At 70.7% G+C, this 18,060-nt stretch carries 17 protein-coding genes, 2 tRNA genes and 1 pseudogene; 7 read left to right on the top strand and 13 right to left on the bottom strand.

Features of this window, described 5'->3' with window-relative positions:
* The first annotated feature begins 95 nt into the window (after positions 1-95).
* Both ACWD12_RS30145 and ACWD12_RS30140 read left to right on the top strand, forming a co-directional pair.
* The gene (locus ACWD12_RS30145) at positions 96-713 is read left to right on the top strand and encodes a hypothetical protein (RefSeq protein ID WP_450102197.1); all 618 of its coding nucleotides are present in this window, start codon (positions 96-98) and stop codon (positions 711-713) included.
* Positions 714-1,250: 537 nt separating this feature from the next.
* Positions 1,251-1,964: a hypothetical protein gene (locus ACWD12_RS30140; RefSeq protein ID WP_450102196.1), complete on the top strand. Its 714-nt coding sequence runs from the start codon at positions 1,251-1,253 to the stop codon at positions 1,962-1,964.
* A gap of 103 nt (positions 1,965-2,067) precedes the next feature.
* On the opposite strand, the gene ACWD12_RS30135 is transcribed toward ACWD12_RS30140, so the two are convergent.
* Positions 2,068-2,724 (bottom strand): TetR/AcrR family transcriptional regulator, encoded by a 657-nt coding sequence (locus ACWD12_RS30135; protein WP_450102195.1) that lies wholly within the window; start codon positions 2,722-2,724, stop codon positions 2,068-2,070.
* Positions 2,725-2,801: 77 nt separating this feature from the next.
* Between ACWD12_RS30135 and ACWD12_RS30130 the strand changes: the two genes are divergently transcribed.
* Positions 2,802-3,128 carry a rhodanese-like domain-containing protein gene (locus ACWD12_RS30130; RefSeq protein ID WP_450102194.1) on the top strand — a complete coding sequence of 109 codons (327 nt, stop codon included), beginning with the start codon at positions 2,802-2,804 and terminating at the stop codon, positions 3,126-3,128.
* 143 nt (positions 3,129-3,271) lie between these two features.
* On the opposite strand, the gene clpX is transcribed toward ACWD12_RS30130, so the two are convergent.
* The 5 genes from clpX to ACWD12_RS30105 all read right to left on the bottom strand — a co-directional run bounded on the left by clpX (position 3,272) and on the right by ACWD12_RS30105 (position 8,053).
* A complete protein-coding gene (gene clpX, locus ACWD12_RS30125) occupies positions 3,272-4,555 on the bottom strand; it encodes an ATP-dependent Clp protease ATP-binding subunit ClpX (RefSeq protein ID WP_358356680.1) in 1,284 nt (427 codons plus the stop codon).
* 206 nt (positions 4,556-4,761) lie between these two features.
* Complete coding sequence (locus tag ACWD12_RS30120) at positions 4,762-5,436, bottom strand: ATP-dependent Clp protease proteolytic subunit (protein ID WP_358356678.1); 675 nt, start codon at positions 5,434-5,436, stop codon at positions 4,762-4,764.
* Between the two features lie 60 nt (positions 5,437-5,496).
* Positions 5,497-6,090: an ATP-dependent Clp protease proteolytic subunit gene (locus ACWD12_RS30115; protein ID WP_358356737.1), complete on the bottom strand. Its 594-nt coding sequence runs from the start codon at positions 6,088-6,090 to the stop codon at positions 5,497-5,499.
* 434 nt (positions 6,091-6,524) lie between these two features.
* Positions 6,525-7,886, bottom strand: a complete 1,362-nt coding sequence (gene tig, locus ACWD12_RS30110) for a trigger factor (protein WP_358356676.1) — start codon at positions 7,884-7,886, stop codon at positions 6,525-6,527.
* A gap of 91 nt (positions 7,887-7,977) precedes the next feature.
* Positions 7,978-8,053, bottom strand: a tRNA-Pro gene (locus tag ACWD12_RS30105).
* 146 nt (positions 8,054-8,199) lie between these two features.
* Between ACWD12_RS30105 and ACWD12_RS30100 the strand changes: the two genes are divergently transcribed.
* Positions 8,200-8,270 (top strand) — tRNA-Gly (locus ACWD12_RS30100).
* On the opposite strand, the gene ACWD12_RS30095 is transcribed toward ACWD12_RS30100, so the two are convergent.
* Positions 8,262-9,512, bottom strand: a complete 1,251-nt coding sequence (locus ACWD12_RS30095) for an MFS transporter (protein ID WP_450102193.1) — start codon at positions 9,510-9,512, stop codon at positions 8,262-8,264. The two genes, ACWD12_RS30100 and ACWD12_RS30095, sit on opposite strands and share 9 nt — an antisense overlap.
* Positions 9,513-9,623: 111 nt before the next feature.
* A complete protein-coding gene (locus ACWD12_RS30090; protein ID WP_450102192.1) occupies positions 9,624-9,797 on the bottom strand; it encodes a hypothetical protein in 174 nt (57 codons plus the stop codon).
* 142 nt (positions 9,798-9,939) lie between these two features.
* Between ACWD12_RS30090 and ACWD12_RS30085 the strand changes: the two genes are divergently transcribed.
* On the top strand, positions 9,940-10,851 hold the full coding sequence (locus ACWD12_RS30085; protein WP_450102191.1) for an NAD-dependent epimerase/dehydratase family protein: 912 nt from the start codon (positions 9,940-9,942) through the stop codon (positions 10,849-10,851).
* Between the two features lie 161 nt (positions 10,852-11,012).
* The gene (locus tag ACWD12_RS30080; protein WP_450102190.1) at positions 11,013-11,501 is read left to right on the top strand and encodes a glutathione peroxidase; all 489 of its coding nucleotides are present in this window, start codon (positions 11,013-11,015) and stop codon (positions 11,499-11,501) included.
* Between the two features lie 99 nt (positions 11,502-11,600).
* Here ACWD12_RS30080 and ACWD12_RS30075 read toward each other — a convergent pair whose 3' ends face one another.
* The 5 genes and pseudogenes from ACWD12_RS30075 to ACWD12_RS30055 form a co-directional block, all read right to left on the bottom strand.
* A complete protein-coding gene (locus tag ACWD12_RS30075; protein WP_450102189.1) occupies positions 11,601-12,662 on the bottom strand; it encodes a PP2C family protein-serine/threonine phosphatase in 1,062 nt (353 codons plus the stop codon).
* A 308-nt stretch (positions 12,663-12,970) separates the two neighbouring features.
* Positions 12,971-13,792: pseudogene (locus ACWD12_RS30070) on the bottom strand (Fpg/Nei family DNA glycosylase); the annotation flags it as partial.
* 302 nt (positions 13,793-14,094) lie between these two features.
* Entirely contained in the window at positions 14,095-14,562 is a 468-nt protein-coding gene (locus tag ACWD12_RS30065) for a ribose-5-phosphate isomerase (protein WP_358349438.1), read from the bottom strand.
* A gap of 116 nt (positions 14,563-14,678) precedes the next feature.
* Positions 14,679-15,275, bottom strand: a complete 597-nt coding sequence (locus ACWD12_RS30060; RefSeq protein ID WP_358349436.1) for a biotin transporter BioY — start codon at positions 15,273-15,275, stop codon at positions 14,679-14,681.
* Positions 15,276-15,510: 235 nt separating this feature from the next.
* Positions 15,511-16,959: an aldehyde dehydrogenase family protein gene (locus tag ACWD12_RS30055; protein ID WP_450102188.1), complete on the bottom strand. Its 1,449-nt coding sequence runs from the start codon at positions 16,957-16,959 to the stop codon at positions 15,511-15,513.
* Positions 16,960-17,165: 206 nt separating this feature from the next.
* Here ACWD12_RS30055 and ACWD12_RS30050 point away from each other — a divergent pair, with 206 nt between their 5' ends.
* Positions 17,166-17,795 (top strand): superoxide dismutase, encoded by a 630-nt coding sequence (locus tag ACWD12_RS30050; RefSeq protein WP_358349461.1) that lies wholly within the window; start codon positions 17,166-17,168, stop codon positions 17,793-17,795.
* Positions 17,796-18,060 lie beyond the last annotated feature (265 nt).

Here is an 18,060-nt window from a genome sequence, read left to right as displayed (position 1 = left end):
CGCACGTTCGGGGGACGCGCAGGCGCCCGCCGCTCTCCGCGCGGTAGCGTGCAGGCGACCGCCTGTCCGCATTTGCGTGTCTGCCAGAGGTGTTCGTGACGCACGAGGGCGCGGTCCCGCCGACGGGCCGCGGCGCCGCCGGGATTTCCCGGCGCTCCGCCCTGCTCGCGCTCGCCGGACTGGCCGCGGCCGTCGCCGCGGTCATCGGAGCGGTCGCCCTCATCGGCGGGCTCACCGAAGGCGGCGAGCCGCCCCCGCCGCGGCTGCCCGCCGACGCCGCGGGCCTGGCGCGCATGGACGACGCGGTCGATCTCGCCGCAGTGCGAAGGGCGTTGGGCGGCAGGGGCGAGGCCGGCGCGTACGGACGCGCCGGCGCGGTGCGCGCGGACGTCATCGTGGTCGTCGCGGCGGACCGGCGCTCCGGTGCCGCACAGGACAAGCTGGACCGGTTCTACGAGGAACTCCGGGCATCCGACGCCCGCGTGGCCCCCGCTGCTGTACGGCGCCAGGACGCGGGACCGCTCGGCGGCCTCCTGCAGTGCCATCCGGTCGAGTATCCGAGGCAGAACCTGACACTCGAAATGTGCGTGTGGGCCGATGACAACAGCGTGGGCTCGGTCCTCGCCCTCGCGGGGGCCGACAACGTCGATTCGCAGGACGAACTCGCCAGGACCACACGGGACATGCGGGCGGCGGTGACGAACGCGCGTTAGCGGGCACGTATCTGGCAGACGTAGGTGACAGAAGCAGCTGACAGGCGTGGCGGCAGATATTTGGCACCGACGCCTCGGACAAACGTATCGGGCAAGCGGTCACCGGAACCGGTGCGGTGCCCGCCGTCGCGAGAGGAGGTGCGGCGCGCCGCGGGCACCGCGCGCGCCGCGAGGCCCATGAGCACTGACCACGGGGGTTGGCCCGAACGCCGTGAGGACGGCTCGCCGTCGCCCGAGTTCCACCCCGGGACCGGAGCGGACGGCCCGTCCGGGGCCCCCGCGCAGCCTCCTGCCGTGCCGCCGCCGACGGATCCGGGGCCACCGCCGCTGCCCCGGACTTGGGTCATGCCCGCGGAGCCGCCCGCGCAGCCACCCGCGGGGGCCGCCGGGCCTGTCGGGCCTGTCAGTCCTGTCACGCAGGGAGTTCCTGTCGAGCCCGCGCCCGGGTTCCCGTCCCCTGCCACACCATCCGCGTACGGTCCGTCGTACGGCGCCGCGTTCGGCCCCGCGTTCGGTCCCGCGCTTCCGCCCGGGGGTGTGTCCCAGATTCCCGGGCAGCAGCCGTACGGCCCGCCCGGATACCAGTTCCCGGTACCGCCGCGCCGCACGTCCGCGGCCAGGACCGCGCTCGTCGCCGGCATCGGCGGAGCCCTGGTGGTGGTCGCCGCCGCGGTGGTGATCCTGTTCGTCGTGCTCGGCGGCGACGACGACAAGTCGGGGCGCGAGCAATCCGCGCCCGCCCGCTCCGCCGCGGCGACGGCTCCCGCCCCGGCCCCGGGGGGCAGCGGGGTGTCGCCCGGCGCCTCCCGGCCGGCCGCGGTGGCGGAGCCGTTCGCGCTGCCGTCGTCGGTCGGCGGGGTGCCGGGCGTACCGGACGACGAAGCGCCGCCCTCCGTCCAGGACATCACCGGTGCGTTCGCCCGTGACTTCGACGAGGTGCGCACGATGGTCTACCAGGAGAGCCGGAGTTCGGACGGGACGCTCTTCTCGACCGGTGTGCGCCGAGACGTCGAGCCCACCGACTTCGTACGGGACTTCGTGCCCGCGTCGGAGGCCGCCGTCGAGAGCGATCTGCCCGCAGGCCTGTGGCGGCAGCCCGGCCTCGTGCGCTGCTGGACCGGGCCGCGCTCCGTCGTGTGCCTGTGGGGCGACGACACACGCATGCTCTTCGGCAGCAGCACCGACACGATTGCGGGCCTCGTGGCGCGGATGGAAGGCATCTACCTCGCCGGGTCGCGCGGCGAGGGGTGAACGGACACGACCGGCAGCACACGGCTGACGGCACGTTCTTTTCGGCAGGCGAGGCACGCCGCCACGGCTGGGCGGGGCGCGGCCAACCGCTGACCGCCGACCGCTATGCGCGGGTGATCCGGCGCGCCTGCCAGGCCACCGCGTCCGCGATGGCGGCCGGCTCGCGGCCCTCGGCCCGTTGCGCCGTCAACTGGTCCGCGCCGAGCGGCGCGAGCAGCGCCTCGGCGAGCAGTTCGGCGGTCTGCGGCGGGTGTCCTCCTGCGGTCATCAGCAGGGTGAGGTGGTGCCGCCAGAACCGGTAGGCGCCGATGCGGTAGCGGGCGCCCGGTGACGCGGTCTCGGAGGCGCGTACCAGCTCAAGGTTGTCGAACGCGTAGTCCAGGTACGCCCGGACGAACGCCTCCGCCCGGTCGGCGGGGTCCGGCTCGTCGCCTACCTCCCCCGGCCCGAGCGGGGCCGGGCCCCGCAGGATCGCCTCCTGGAGCACCGACTCGCGCTCGTCGAGCAGCGCCGCGGCCAGCCCGGCGCGATCGCCGAAGCGCCGGAACAGCGTGCCCTTCCCCACGCCGGAGGCCGCCGCGACGGCGTCCATGCTCACGTTCTCGACGCCGTGTGCGGCGAACAACTCCCCCGCGGCGTCCAGGATGCGGCGGCGATTGCGGGCCGCGTCCGCCCGCTCGCGGCGCGGCGGGCCGGAGGTGACGGACGCGACGGACAGCGTGGTCGGCGCGGCGGCGTCGGCGGCGTCGCGCCCACGCATTGACGAAGCGGACTGCGGTCCGTTAAGTTCATCGGGCACAACCGGACCATAGTCCACTTCACTGGAGGCGTCCAGCCATGACCGCATTGATCACCCGTGACGAGCTGCGCGCGGCGATCGCCGACGACGCGGTGACCCTCGTCGACGCACTCGGCGGCGAGTACCACGCCAAACAGCACCTCCCCGGCGCGATACCGCTGCACCCCACCGAAGTCGCCGAGCGGGCGGCCGAGCGGCTACCCGACCGCACCCGGCCCGTCGTCACCTACTGCAGCAACCCCGCCTGCCCGAATAGCGGCCAGGTCGCCGACGCGCTGGTCCGGCTCGGGTACGCGGACGTCCGCAAGTACCGCGAGGGCATCGAGGACTGGGTCGCGGCCGGCTTGCCGACCGAAAGCGCATAGCGCACAGCTCAAGGAGCACAGCGCACAGTGCACGGAGCACAGGGCGCAGCGCAAGAAGCACAAGGCAAGGAGCACAGCGCGGCAGACACACAGAAGCCCCGCATCCCGGTCGCCGGGATGCGGGGCCTTGTCGCGAAGTGGGCTCAGGCGCTCTTGTCGCGCCGCTCGCGCTTGACGATCTCGCGCGGCACCAGCGTCGGGTTGACGTGCTTGAGGACGACGTCGTGGGTGATGACGACGCGGGCGATGTCCTTGCGGGACGGCACCTCGTACATCACCGACATCAGGACCTCTTCCATGATGGCGCGCAGGCCGCGGGCGCCGGTGCCCCGCAGGATCGCCTGGTCGGCGATGGCCTCCAGCGCCTCCATCTCGAAGTCCAGCTCCACACCGTCGAGTTCGAACAACCGCCGGTACTGCTTCACCAGCGCGTTCTTCGGCTCCGTGAGGATCGAGATGAGCGCCTCGCGGTCCAGGTTGTGCACCGAGGTCAGCACCGGGAGGCGGCCGATGAACTCGGGGATCATGCCGTACTTGAGCAGGTCCTCCGGCATGACCTCGCCGAACGCGTCGGCGATGTCGATGTCGCGCTTCGAGCGGATCTGGGCGCCGAAGCCGATGCCCTTCTTGCCGACCCGGCCCTCGATGATGCGCTCCAGACCGGCGAACGCGCCGCCCACGATGAACAGGACGTTCGTCGTGTCGATCTGGATGAACTCCTGGTGCGGGTGCTTGCGGCCGCCCTGCGGCGGGACGCTCGCGGTGGTGCCCTCCAGGATCTTGAGCAGTGCCTGCTGCACGCCCTCGCCGGAGACGTCGCGCGTGATCGACGGGTTCTCGCTCTTGCGGGCGATCTTGTCGACCTCGTCGATGTAGATGATCCCGGTCTCGGCCTTCTTGACGTCGTAGTCGGCGGCCTGGATCAGCTTGAGCAGGATGTTCTCGACGTCCTCGCCGACATAGCCGGCCTCGGTGAGCGCCGTCGCGTCGGCGATGGCGAAGGGGACGTTCAACATCCGGGCCAGCGTCTGGGCCAGCAGCGTCTTGCCGCAGCCGGTGGGGCCGAGCAGCAGGATGTTGGACTTCGCCAGCTCCACGCCGTCGTCGCGGCCGCCGCCCTTGGCGCTCTCGCCGGCCTGGACGCGCTTGTAGTGGTTGTAGACCGCCACGGAGAGCGCCTTCTTGGCGACCTCCTGGCCCACCACGTACCCGTCCAGGAATTCGCAGATCTCCCGTGGCTTGGGGAGTTCCTCGAACTTCAGCTCGGAGGACTCGGAGAGTTCCTCCTCGATGATCTCGTTGCACAGGTCGATGCACTCGTCGCAGATGTACACACCCGGACCGGCAATGAGCTTCTTCACCTGCTTCTGGCTCTTACCGCAGAACGAGCACTTGAGCAGATCGCCACCGTCACCGATGCGTGCCACGAGGTGCATCTCCTTCGCCTGGGCCCCGGTAGGAACCGGACCTGGTGCCTGGTCTTTCGACGGTACCCCGCCGCAAACGCCCATCCCCTGGTTTTGGCCCGTCCGCGGTCATTTTGAGGGGCCGGTGCCCCCTCGAACCGCGAACGCCCCCCTCGGGAGAGGGTCCATCGGCCGGTCGCGACACTCCCGACCGGCCGATGCCGCCGTCATCCGGTCGACCGGGGGGACTTCCGCGGGGAGGTGATCTCGTCGATGAGGCCGTACGCCAGCGCCTCTTCGGCGGTGAGGATCTTGTCCCGCTCGATGTCCTCGCGGACCTGTTCGATCGGACGATTGCTGTGCTTGGAAAGCATGTCCTCCAGCAGCGTGCGCATGCGCATGATCTCGTTGGCCTGGATCTCCAGGTCGGAAACCTGCGCACGCCCAGTTTCACTGTACGGCTGGTGGATGAGAATGCGGGAGTTCGGCAGCGCCATTCGCTTGCCGGCCGTGCCGGCCGCGAGCAGCACCGCGGCGGCCGAGGCCGCCTGGCCCATGCACACCGTCTGGATGTCGGGGCGCACGAACTGCATCGTGTCGTAGATGGCGGTCAGCGCGGTGAACGAGCCGCCGGGCGAGTTGATGTAGATCGAGATGTCGCGGTCCGGGTCCATCGACTCCAGCGTGAGCAGCTGGGCCATCACGTCGTTGGCGGACGTGTCGTCGATCTGGACGCCGAGGAAGATGATGCGCTCTTCGAAGAGCTTGGCGTAGGGGTCGTACCGCTTGATCCCCTGGGAGGTGCGCTCCTCGAACTGCGGGACGATGTAACGGCCGTCGGGACGCCCGGTGAAAAGCGACTGGGCGTCCGGCCTCGGGGTGGGGAAGGACAGGTCGGTCATGGGTTCAGATCCTCCGGACGGCAATGCTGGTTGACTCGGCTGCGGGTTGTCGCCGGCGGATCAGCTGGCGCTGCCGTTGGTCGGGACCTCGCGGGCGCTGGTGACCACGTGGTCGACCAGACCGTAATCCTTGGCCTCGCCGGCGGTGAACCAGCGGTCGCGGTCCGAGTCGCGCTCGATCTCCTCGTAGGTGCGCCCGGAGTGCTCGGCGATCAGCTCGGCCATGCGCTTCTTCAGGCGCAGCAGCTGCGCGGCCTGGATGCGGATGTCCGACGCGGCACCGCCGAGGCCCGCGGAGGGCTGGTGCATGAGGATCTCGGTGTTGGCCAGCGCGATGCGCTTGCCCGGCGCACCGGCCGTCAGCAGGAACTGGCCCATCGAGGCCGCCAGTCCCATCGCGACGGTCGACACGTCGTTGCTGATGAACTGCATGGTGTCGTAGATCGCCATACCCGCCGTGACGGAGCCGCCCGGCGAGTTGATGTACAGCGAGATGTCCTTGTCCGGGTCTTCGGCGTTGAGCAGCAGCAGCTGCGCCGAGATCGCGTTCGCGATCTGGTCGTCGACCGGCGCGCCGAGGAAGATGATCCGCTCGCGCAGCAGCCGGTTGTAGACCTGGTCGTCGAGCCCCATACCGCCCTGAGGTGCGCGCATGGCGGGCACCGCGAGTCCCGGAGTCACGATCTGCGGATTCGTCACGTATCCACCTGCTCGTTTCCGACGGCAACCCGAGCCGTCCTGAAGTCGACCTTTGCGGGGGCACCGGTCCTGCCCGGTTCCGGCACGGACGCCTGGCGGTGTCCCCTCGTACAGCGACCCTAACGCGCTGATCCGCTGTGGCCATCCCCGACGCCGGGCTGTTCGCCCACAGCGCATCGGTCCGATTTCCGGGCGGGGCGCGGGCCGATGGGCTACACCGTGCACCGGGGCGGGCGGTACCCGGGGCGTGTCCGGCGGACGCACCCAATGCGTCGGGGCCCGGCCGCTGGGAAGCGGCCGGGCCCCGGCGTTCAAGCGATCGGACGGTGCGTCAGATCAGCCGCGGTCGTCCGCGGCCGCTCCGACCCCCGCCCGAAGTCCTCGGACGCTCAGTGGTCGTGGTGCTCGTGACCCTCGTCGCCCGCGTGCAGGTCCTTGGCCAGGTCGACCTCGTTGCCCGACGCGTCGGTGGCCTTGGCCGCCGCCGCGATGACGTCCAGCGCCTTGCCGCGGGCGACCTCGCCGACCAGCACCGGGACGTACCCGGCCTGCATGACCTGCTGCGCGAACTGGTCCGGGCTCATGCCGGACTGCTGCGCGCGGGCGATGAGGTGCTGGGTCAGCTCGTCCTGGTTGACCGAGATCTGCTCCTTCTTGACGATCTCGTCGAGGAGGAACTGCACCCGCATGCCCTTGGCGACGCTGTCCTGCAGCTCGGCGTCGTACGCTTCGGCGGTCTGGCCCTGGATCTCCAGCCACTTGTCCAGCGTGACGCCCATCATCGAGAGCTGCTGGTCCATCTGCTGCTTGCGCTGGTCGATCTCCTCGGCGACGACCTTCTCCGGCAGCGGCACCTCGACGAGCTCGAGCAGCTTCTCGAGGACCTTGTCGCGGCCGTCGTTGATCTGGTCGTGCGCCTTGGTGTGCTCCAGGCGGCCCTTGATGTCGGCCTTGAGCTCGTCCAGCGTGTCGAACTCGCTCGCGAGCTGCGCGAAGTCGTCGTCCAGCTCGGGAAGTTCCTTGGTCTTGACGGCGGTGACCTTGACCGTGACGTCCGCGGTCTGGCCCTCGCCGCTGCCGCCCTTGAGCTCGGTCGAGAACGCCTTCTCCTCGCCGGCGGACAGGCCGGTCACGGCCTCGTCCAGGCCGTCGATCATGGTGTCGCTGCCGACCACGTACGACATGCCGGACGCGACGCCGTCCTCCAGGACCTCGCCGTCGACCTTCGCCTCGAGGTCGATGACGACCGTGTCGTCCTTCTCGGCGGCGCGCTCGACGGCCTTCAGCGAGCCGAAGCGGTCGCGGAGCTGGTCGATCTGCTCGTCGATGTCCTCGTCGGTGACCGCGAGGTCGTCGACGGACACCTCGATGCCCTCGTACTCCGGCACCTCGATGGTCGGACGCGTGTCCACCTCGGCGATGAACTTCAGGTCCGCGCCGTTGGACAGCTCGCCGACCTCGGTGACCTCGGTCACCTCGGGCTGGCCGAGCACGCGAAGCTCGTTCTCCTCGACGGCCTTGCCGTACGACGACGACAGAATGTCGTCGAACGCCTCGACGAAGACCGCCTCGCGGCCGAAGCGCTGGTCGATGATGCGCGAAGGGATCTTGCCCTTGCGGAAGCCCGGCACCGTGATCGACTGGCTGATCTTCTTGTACGCCGCATCGAGGCTGGGCTTGAGCTCCTCGGAGGGAACCTCGACGGTGAGCCGAACCCGAGTGGGGTTCAGAGTCTCCACGGCGCTCTTCACGGTTGGGTCTCCTTGTTGCGGGCGGCGGTACTTCCGGCCAGATGGAAATGGTCTGTAGCGGTGCGCTTGGGGGCTCCGCCACCAGGACGCATGGTCGGGGCGGGGAGACTCGAACTCCCGATCTCCTGCTCCCAAAGCAGGCGCGCTAGCCACTACGCTACGCCCCGTGGCGCTCGGAAGAGTCTAGAGGACGCCACGGTACAGTCTGCACTGCCCGGTGAACGCCTCGTCGCGTGCCTGCCCGCACGCGCCCCCGCCGATCCGGTACTCTAATACCCGGACGCCCGGCCCAAAGCCGAGCGTCGCGGCACATGCGGATGTAGCTCAATGGTAGAGCCTCAGTCTTCCAAACTGATTACGCGAGTTCGATTCTCGTCATCCGCTCTGTGACATATCGGCCCTGACCTGCGGAGACGCGGTGTCGGGGCCGATTGCGTCCCCGGGGGTCGGGCGGCGGAGCCAGGGGCTTCCGGCCAGCGCGATGAGGGCGCCGGCGGCCGCGGCGACGACCGGGACGGAGTAACCGGCGGCTGAGCCGTGGGCGTCCACCACCACGCCGCCGATGGACGAGCCGGCCGCGACGCCGACGGCGAGGCCGGTGATGGTCCAGGACATGCCCTCGGTGAGCTGGCGGGCCGGGACGAAGTCGCCGACGAGGGACATCGTGGTGACCATGGTCGGCGCTACGGACAGGCCCGCGAGGAAGAGGGCGGCGCCGACGAACCACAGGTTGGTGACGAAGAGCAGCGGGACCATGCTGGCGGACATCACGAGGACGCCGGTGAGGAAGCGCGCCGCGCCGGTGCCGCGGGGCTTCATGATGCCGAAGGCGATGCCCGCGACGCAGGAGCCGAGGGCGTAGACCGAGAGGGCGACGCTGGCGAGGGCCTTGTGCCCCTCGTCCTCGGCGAAGGCGACTGTGACGACGTCGATGGAGCCGAAGATGGCGCCGGTGGCTATGTAGGTGAGGACCAGCACGCGCAGTCCGGCCGAGCGGATCGCGGAGCCGTGCTTCGTGCCGTCGGGGGCGCGTACCGGCGGCTCGGTCCTGGTCTGCGCGCAGAAGAGCACCGCGCCGACGGCCAGGAAGGTGCCGGAGACCAACACGCCGGCCTCGGGGAAGACCGCGGTGGACAGTCCGACCGCGAGGATCGGGCCGAGGATGAAGCACATCTCGTCGACGACGGACTCGAACGAGTAGGCGGTGTGCAGGCGTTCCGGGTCGCCGCGGTAGATGTGCGACCACCGCGCGCGGACCATCGAACCGAAGGTGGGCATGCAGCCGACCGGGATCGCGGCGACGAACAGGGTCCAGTCGGGGGCTTCGAGCCGGGCGCAGATCAGCAGCGCGGCACCGCCGGAGAGCGTCACGGCGGTGGCGGGGAGGGCGACGCGGCGCTGCCCGAAGCGGTCGACGAGGCGCGAGATCTGGGGGCCGCAGACCGCACCGGAGATCATCATCACCGCGGTGACGGCGCCGGCGAGGCCGTAGGAGTCGCGCATCTGGGAGAGCATGGTGACGATCCCGATGCCGGTCATCGACAGCGGCATGCGTGAGACGAACCCGGCCGCGGAGAACGCGAGGCTTCCGGGCGCTTCGAATATTCGCCTGTAGGGGGACAGCACGGGGGCTCCACGTAGGTACGCGAGTGGTCAGGACCGCTCCCTTTGCGTGGGATGCCACGGAAAGGGAGCAGTCCCTCAGCTTACTCGTGTAAAGAGCAACGTTTTAGCTCTTTAGTCTTTGGGTTCGACGGGCTCTGCCGGACGTGCCACCGCCGTCGCCGAGACCACCGGCGCCCACGCGCTCTCGGCACCCGACCACGCGAACGCGCCCAATTGGAGCGGGTAGGTGTGCCCCGGCGTCAGCCAGGCCGAGGTCCAGTTGTCGCTGTCCGGCGTGAACCGCACGAACCGCGGGCGGTAGAGGTTCGCCTGCCGGCCCGAGGGCGCTCCGCACCGCGGGTGCGTCGAGCGTCACGCCGGGGTCCTCCTGGTTTCGGTGGCCGATCTCGGATATGACGAAGCGTCACATCCCGAAGGAGGCCACTCGATGTTGTCCGGCGAAAAGATCCTGATCACCGGCCCGGCGGGGCAGATCGCGTTCCCGCTCACCGAGTACCTGGCCAAGGACAACGAGGTGTGGGGCATCGCCCGCTTCTCCAACCCGGACGACCGCGCGAAGGTGGACGCCCTCGGCGTCACGACGCGCGCGGTGGACCTCGGCGCGGCGGACTACAGCGAGCTTCCGCAGGACTTCACCTACGTGCTGCACCTGGCGACGTTCCAGGCCCCTGGTCTGGACTACGACGAGGCGCTCCGGGTGAACGCCGAGGGCACCGGCCTGCTGTTGCAGCACTGCCGCAAGGCCAAGGCCGCGCTGGTGATGTCGACGGCCTCGGTGCTGCGCCCCCACGAGGACCCGATGCACGTGTACGCGGAGACCGCCCCACTGGGCGACGCCAACGTCGTGCACTCCCCGACGTACTCCGTCTCGAAGACCGGTGAGGAGGCGGTGGCCCGCTTCTGCGCCCGTGCCTTCGAACTGCCGGTCACCATCGCCCGCATGAACGCGTCGTACGGCCCCAACGGCGGCCTGCCGACCCACCACCTGGCCGCGGTCCTGGAAGGCCGTCCGGTGGTCACCCGCTGGGACCCCTGCATGTACAGCCCGATCCACCAGGACGACATCAACGGCCAGACCGAGGCGCTGCTCGCCGCGGCGTCCACGCCCGCGACCGTCGTCAACTGGGGCGGCGACGAGCCGGTCAGCGTGCAGGAGTGGTCGGCGTACTTCGGCGAGTTGACCGGGAAGCCGGCCGAGGTCCAGGTCGTCGAGCAGCCGGGCACGCTGCGCGGACAGATCCAGGACACCGCCAAGCGCACCTCGATCACCGGGCCGTGCACGGTTCCGTGGCGCGAGGGGTTCCGGCGTACGGTCGAGGCGTGGGGCGCGGCCGGCTGACCCCGTCGGCGCCCGGTCGGCACGGTCGGCACGGTCGGCTCCGGGGGCTCCCGGTGACACCGTTGATCTCGGGGTGACAATGGAGCGCCCCCCGTTCGTCCGCCTCCGGACCGGGTTCTCGCGGACCTGACGCCCGGGGAAACAAGGAAGGGAGAGCGGCTGTGAGCCTGCTCGACACGTCCATCGCCCGCCTCGACGGCACCTCCGGCACCCTCGGCGACCTGACCGGCGGCAAGACCGCGCTGGTGGTCAACGTCGCGTCCAAGTGCGGCCTGACGCCGCAGTACACGGGCCTGGAGGAGCTCCAGAAGGAGTACGCCGGGCGGGGCTTCACCGTCGTGGGCGTGCCCTGCAACCAGTTCATGGGGCAGGAGCCCGGCTCCGCGGAGGAGATCCAGGAGTTCTGCTCGACCACCTACGGCGTCTCGTTCCCGCTGACCGAGAAGATCGAGGTCAACGGCGACGGCCGCCACCCGCTGTACGCCGCGCTGACCGAGACCGCCGACGCCGAGGGCGCGGCCGGCGACGTGCAGTGGAACTTCGAGAAGTTCCTGGTCGCCGCGGACGGCTCGGTCGTCGGCCGGTTCCGCCCGACCACCGACCCCCACGACCCGGCGCTGGTCGCCGCGATCGAGAGCCGCCTCGCCTGATCCGGTGATCCCGGTGGTACCCCCGCACGCAACCGAGGCCGGTTGCCGGACGACCTCGCAGGTCGTCCGGCAACCGGCCTCGGTGCGGGTACGTGCGGCTCAGCGGTTGCCGTGGCGGCGGATCAGCACCACGGCACGGTCGTCGGCGACGTTGCCGCTCGCGGAGTCGGCGATCCGGCGCGCGCCGTCCGCGAAGTCGTCGGCGACGAGTTTGTCCGCCTCGCCCAGGAGCCGGTCGATGCCGACGCTGATGTCCTGGCCGGGGACTTCGACCATGCCGTCGGTGAACAGCAGCAGGGCGTCGCCGGGCCCCAGCACGCCCCTGACGCCCTCGTACGTGGAGCCGGGGATGACACCCAGCAGCGGCCCCTCGGCCTCCCGCACCTCCCAGATGCCGGACGCAGCGACCCAGTGCGCGCCGGGCGGGTGGCCCGCGGAGATCAGTTCGTACTCGCCGGTCTCCAGGTCGATCGCCACGTGCACGGCGGTCGCGAAGCCCTCGTCCCAGCCCTGCCGCAGCAGGTAGTCGTTGGCGGCCGGCAGGAACCCGTGCGGTGCCAGTGATCCGATGAGTCCGCCGAACGCGCCGGACAGCAGGAGTGCCCGGGTTCCGGCGTCGAGCCCCTTGCCGGACACGTCGACGAGGGCTATCTCCAGCGTGCGGCCGCCGCGCCGACCGCGCGTGGCCACCACGAAGTCGCCCGAGAACGCCTGGCCTCCGGCCGGACGCAGCACCACGTCGGTGTGCCATTGCGGCGGCAGTTCGGGCACCAGGCCGTGGGCGCGCAGGCGGTCGCGCAGGTCGAAGAGCATCGTCTCGCCGCGCGTGCCTTGGAGGCCGAGCCGGGTCCGTTTGCGTGCGACGAACACGACCATGAACGCCACCAATGCGACGACCACGACGGCGCCCGGGCGTACGACCCCGGTGCCGTGCACGCGCTCCAAGGCGACCAGGACCCCGGCCGTCGCCGCGTAGAGCAGAAGCAGGCTCGCCATGCGCAGGACGAGGCCGCCGACGAAGAGCGGGACGACGAGGGTCGTGACCGGAAACCATGCCTCGTCGACCGACGGCAGCAGGCCGCACACGGTGACGAGGGCAAGCAGCGCGACCAGGAAGAAGCGGTCGGAGGGCAGCAGCGTGTGCCGGGCCCAGAATGCCAACTTCCTTCCCCGACGGGCGAATCGCCGGGGCCGCGACTCCCTCGTCTCCGCCATTGCGCGACCTTACCCAGCACATCGCGCCACGTCGACGGACCTCCGGACGGGCCGCCCCGGCACATCCGGACGTACCCGGAGAAAATCAAAACGTATGTCGACTTGTCTCCGGATAGTCAGCGACTCCGTTCGGCCGATGGGAGGGAGAGTCGGCGTTGCCGGGCTGCCACGGCGGCCGTGCCCGGGGTGGCAGCCGACGTACCCAGGGTGGCGGCTGCCGTGCCCGGCAGCACGGTCTTCGCGGCCCGACGCCGGGCCTTGGGCTGGCACTTGGGACACCAGAAGAGGTTGCGTCCGGCCAGCTCCTCGATGCGCACCTTGGTGGTGCACACCAGGCACGGCATGCCGGTGCGGCGGTAGACGTACACCTCGCCGCCGTGGTCGTCCTTGCGCGGCTCGCGGCCCATGGCCTCGGGTGTGTGCTCGGGACGGACGGTGTCGATGCGGTTGACGCGTACACCCTCGGCCATCAGCTCGACGAGGTCCGCCCAGATCGCGTCCCACACGCGGCGCTTGACGAGGCGGCCCTCGCGGTGCGGATCGAGGCGGGCGCGGAACAGCGCCTCGGCCCGGTAGACGTTGCCGACTCCGGCCAACACCTTCTGGTCCATGAGCAGTTCGGCGATCGGCTTGCCGCTGCGCGAGATGCGGTGCCAGGCCTCGTCCGGGTCGGCGTCGGGACGCAGCGGGTCGGGGCCGAGGCGGGCGTGCAGCGCGTTCTTCTGCGCGAGGGTCACGATCTCGCAAGTGTTGGGGCCCCGCAGGTCGGCCCAGCCGTCCTCGCCGACCATGCGCAGGCGCACGACGCCGACCACCGGACCGGGCTCGCCGCCCGCGGGGAACTCGCCGAAGCGGAACACCCCAGCTATGCCGAGGTGCACGTGGATCCAGCGCTCGCCGGGGAACTCCAGGAACAGGTGCTTGCCGTGCGCCTCGGCACCGACCAGCTCGGAGCCGTCGAGCAGGGCGGCGGCATCGGCGAACCGGCCCTGCGGGCTGGACAGCGCGACCTCGCGGCCGGCGAAGCGCTCGGTGTGCTCAGCGGCGAGGCGGTGGATCGTGTGGCCCTCGGGCACGTACTCCCCTTTCGGAAACGGGCGGCGGCAGATCGGCGGCGCGGCGTCCGCGCGGGGCGGTCGGGCGGACCCGCACCGGCAAAGTTAGCCGACCGCACCGACAATCCGGACGGGCCTTTCGTCCCTGGGTAGTCCCGGACAGTCCCGGGCAGTCCGGCACAGTCCCGGGCAGTTCCCGGGCACGGCAACGCCGACGGCCCGGTCACAGGTGCGGAACACCTGCGGCCGGGCCGCGCGTGAGGGTCGTGGGAGGGACGTGTCGGGCGGCGCCGTCGGGCGAGGGTCGGCCCGCGGCGGACCGGCTACGGCAGCGGCGGAAGCTCGCCGGTGGTCTCGTACGCGCTCATCTGGTCGATGCGCTTGATGTGCCGCGGCGCGTCGGAGAACGGCGTGTCGAGGAACACCTGCAGGAACTTGGCGGCCTCGTCCTCGGTGTGCATGCGCGCACCCAGGCTGATGACGTTGGCGTTGTTGTGCTCGCGGGCGAGCGCGGCGATGTCCTCGCGCCACACGAGGGCGGCACGGATGCCCTTGACCTTGTTGGCGGCGATCTGCTCGCCGTTGCCGGATCCGCCGATCACCACGCCGAGCGAGCCGGGGTCCTTGGCGACGGCCTCGCCGGCGCGCAGGCAGAAGACGGGGTAGTCGTACGCCTCCGCCTGGACGGCCGGGCCGACGTCGACGGCCTCGTGGCCGTTGGCGTTCAGCCACTCGATGAGGTGCTTCTTGAGGTCGTAGCCGGCGTGGTCGGAGCCGAGGTAAACACGCATGGGGGCAGTCTCTCAGGCTCTCGGCCGGATCTCACATCGCGGGGTCCGCTCGGCCGCCGCCAGGTGCTGGGGCGGCCGCCGCCCCTCGGCTCAACAGCGGCGGCCGACCCGGTGGTTCAGCCTCGGCGGCCGGCCAGTCGCCATGCGGCGGGCAGCAGCCCCATCGCCAGGGCGATCTTGAGGGCGTCCCCGAACAGGTACTTCTCCATGCCGATTTCGTACGCCTGCGACAGGCTGATGCCCAGGTCGTGCGCGAGGTACGACAGACCCACGGCGTAGATGACCGCGTTGCCGAGCAGCATGACCGCCGCGGTGCCCAGCGGTCCGCGGTCGGCGCCGCGGCGGGCCAGCGTCCCCGCGAGGCCTGCGGCGAACACGAAGCCGATGACGTAGCCGAGGGTCGGCATGCCGGTGCCGGAGGTGCCCTCCGCGAACCACGGCATCCCCGCGGCGCCGGCCGCGAGGTACAGCGCCATCGCGGCGAGGCCGCGCCACGCACCGAGCGCGGTGCCGACGAGGAGCACGGCGAAGGTCTGGCCGGTGACCGGGACGGGCGAGCCGGGAACGGGCACCGAGAGCTGGGCGGCGAGGCCGACGAATCCGGCGGCGCCGACGACGAGGGCGGCGTCGCGCACGGTCGCGCCGCGGAACGCGCGGGCGGGGACGAGGTCGGCGAGTACCGGCAGGGACGTGCCGGGCAGGGCAGTGCTCACGAGGACTCCACACTCAAGGTTCAGTTGCGGGACCAGGCGAACGTACCGAACGCGTTAACGACCGTTCATGCCGGTGCCCGACAACGAAGCGCACGGTTCGTTGTCGGGCATCGCACAACCTGCCTCGTGCGCCCGTCGGCACAGTTCGGCAGAACTCGGCGGAAGTCAGCGGAACTCAGCGGATTGCGGCCGAATTCAGATGAACTCGTCCGAACTCAGGGGAACCCGGCGGAGCTCAGAGCTGGATCGACTTGATCTCCAGGTACTCCTCCAGGCCGTACCGGCCCAGCTCGCGGCCGTTGCCCGACTGCTTGTAACCGCCGAACGGGGCAAGGGGGTTGAAGGCGCCGCCGTTCACGTCCACCTGGCCGGTTCGGATCCGGCGGGCGAAGGCGAGGCCCTCTTCCTGCGTGGCTGCCCACACCGCGCCGCCGAGGCCGTACGACGTGTCGTTGGCGATGCGCTCGGCGTCGGCCTCGTCGTCGTAGGGCAGGATCGACAGGACCGGTCCGAAGATCTCCTCGCGGGCGACGGCCATGTCGTTGGACACGTTGGCGAAGACCGTCGGACGCACGAAGTAGCCCGCGTCCACGCCGTCCGGACGCCCGGGGCCGCCGGTCGCGAGGACGGCGCCCTCTTCGACGCCGCGTTCGATGTAGCCCTGCACGCGCTCGAACTGCACGGACGACACGAGCGGGCCGAGCTTGCCGTCCAGCGCGCCCGCGGCCTCGGCCGCCAACTCCACGGCGCGGTCGTGGTCGTCGCGGTGCACGAGCATGCGGGTCAGCGCGTTGCAGGCCTGCCCCGAGTTGAGGTACGCGCCGTTGACCCCGGCCCGGACCGCGGCCTCCAGGTCGGCCCCGGGCAGGATCACGTTCGCCGACTTGCCGCCCAGCTCCAGCGCCACGCGCTTGACGGTCGGCGCGGCGAGCGCGGCGACCCGCGTACCGGCACGTGTCGACCCGGTGAACGAGACCATGTCGACGCCCGGATGCGACGCGATCGCCTCGCCGACGACGGGCCCGGTCCCGGACACCAGGTTGACGACGCCCGCCGGGATGCCGGCCGCGTCCAGGATCTCCATGAAGACGTACGCCGCCGACGGCGCCACCTCGCTGGGCTTGAGCACCACCGTGCAGCCCGCCGCGAGCGCAGGCCCGAGCTTGTTGGTGATCTGGTGCAGCGGGAAGTTCCAGGGCGTGATCGCGCCGACCACACCGACGGGTTCGCGCACCACAAGCGAGTTGCCGATGCGCTCCTCCCACACGAACTCCTCCGCGAGGCGCACGTACGTGCCCAGCACGCCGATGGGCAGGCCGACGTGCACGCGCTGAGCCAGCGGACCGGGCGCGCCGATGTCCCGGGTCACCGCCTCGGCCATCTCGCCGGTGCGCTCGGCGAGCAGGTCACGGACCTTGGCCAGGGCCGCGGCGCGCTCCGCGGGCGGCGTCGCGGCCCACCCGGGGAAGGCGCGGCGGGCCGCGGCGACCGCACGGTCCACATCCTCCGGCGTGCCTTCGGGGACGGTCGCGTGCACGGTCTCGGTGACCGGGTCGACCACCTCGATGACGCCGCTGCCCGTCGAGGGCACCCACGCGCCGCCGATGTGGATGGCGTCGTGCACCGTGACCGCCGTCCCGTGTCCGGACGTCGCGGCCCCCGTGGTCTCCGCCTGCTGTGTCATGCCGGGCACCCCTTCTCCACTGGCCCCACTGCTACGTCACTGCTACGTCACTGCTACGTCGTTGCTGCGTTTGCTGCGTCGTTGCCCACGTCTCCGGGAACGCTACGTCCGGCGCGCCGCGAGGTCACCCCTCCGGGGCGGGAATAGGTTTCTTGCGTAGGATCTTCAATTGCAAGTAACTTGCAATTGAAAACGCCTCGGAGGAACTGATGACCTACACCTTGCCCGAGCTCCCGTACGACTACGCGGCGCTGGAGCCCGTCATCAGCGGCCAGATCATCGAGCTGCACCACGACAAGCACCACGCGGCGTACGTCAAGGGCGCGAACGACACGCTCGAACAGCTCGCCGAGGCGCGGGACAAGGACCAGCTCGGCGGCATCGTCGGACTCGAGCGCACGCTCGCGTTCCACCTGGCCGGACACGTGCTGCACTCGATCTACTGGACGAACATGTCCGGTGACGGCGGCGGCGAGCCCGGCAAGGACGGCGCCGAGGGCGAGCTCCGCGAGGCCATCGAGGAGCACCTCGGCGGCTTCGACAAGTTCAAGAACCAGCTCACCAAGGCCACCGCCACGACCCAGGGTTCGGGCTGGGGCGTGCTGGCGTGGGAGCCGCTGGGTCAGCGCCTGATCGTCGAGCAGGTGTACGACCATCAGGGCAACATCGGCCAGGGCGCGGTCCCGCTGCTGGTGTTCGACGCCTGGGAGCACGCGTTCTACCTGCAGTACAAGAACGTCAAGCCGGACTTCGTCGACGCCATGTGGAAGATCGTCAACTGGCAGGACGTCGCCGCCCGCTTCGGCAAGGCGAAGGCGGCCGGCGCGCTCGTCTGAGCAGCCGGCGACCGACGCCCTCGTAACGGCACAGCCGCGCAACTGCGCGGTACGCACCGCAGATTCCGGAGGGACGTGACCTCCGGGGCCTTTCGAACTGATCGTCTTCCCACGTCAGCTTCAGTCAGGCCGGAAACGACCCCGCGCGCGCCAATCGCGCGGGGTCGTTTCGCTGCGCCCAACCTTAGAGCGGGCACGGGAGTCGACGGGAACCGCACACCTTTGAACGCTTGAGCGCTTGAGCGCTTGAACGCCACCCGTCGCA

It is taken from the genome of Streptodolium elevatio (assembly GCF_053592165.1).
The sequence above is the reverse complement of the archived record's forward strand: the minus strand, read 5'-3'. Positions and strand labels throughout refer to the sequence as shown.

Bases quoted from the DNA above. Each gene is read 5' to 3' on its own strand.
- ACWD12_RS30135 (WP_450102195.1), bottom strand. From the start codon at position 2,724: ATGCGTGGGCGCGACGCCGCCGACGCCGCCGCGCCGACCACGCTGTCC.
- ACWD12_RS30055 (WP_450102188.1), bottom strand. From the start codon at position 16,959: ATGACACAGCAGGCGGAGACCACGGGGGCCGCGACGTCCGGACACGGG.
- ACWD12_RS30130 (WP_450102194.1), top strand. From the start codon at position 2,802: ATGACCGCATTGATCACCCGTGACGAGCTGCGCGCGGCGATCGCCGAC.
- ACWD12_RS30065 (WP_358349438.1), bottom strand. From the start codon at position 14,562: ATGCGTGTTTACCTCGGCTCCGACCACGCCGGCTACGACCTCAAGAAG.
- ACWD12_RS30085 (WP_450102191.1), top strand. From the start codon at position 9,940: ATGTTGTCCGGCGAAAAGATCCTGATCACCGGCCCGGCGGGGCAGATC.
- ACWD12_RS30120 (WP_358356678.1), bottom strand. From the start codon at position 5,436: ATGACCGACCTGTCCTTCCCCACCCCGAGGCCGGACGCCCAGTCGCTT.
- ACWD12_RS30115 (WP_358356737.1), bottom strand. From the start codon at position 6,090: ATGCGCGCACCTCAGGGCGGTATGGGGCTCGACGACCAGGTCTACAAC.